Here is a 251-nt window from a genome sequence, read left to right as displayed (position 1 = left end):
TTAGATAATTTAGAAAATGATATTAAGAATTATAAGGAAAAGAAATATGATATAATTGAATTGGAAAAATTAAAAGAATCTATTTCTATATCATATTAGAAATATAAGAAATTTAATTGAAAATAAGAGGGAAGAAATGCTATTGAGATTTAAGTATTCTNNAATAGATAAAGAAAAAAATAAAAATTATGATCTATATTTATCAAAATCCAAATTATATATAGTAACAGAAAATGGAATTGATGTATATG

The sequence above is a fragment of the Candidatus Nanopusillus massiliensis genome (genome assembly GCF_920984865.1).
The sequence above is the reverse complement of the archived record's forward strand: the minus strand, read 5'-3'. Positions refer to the sequence as shown.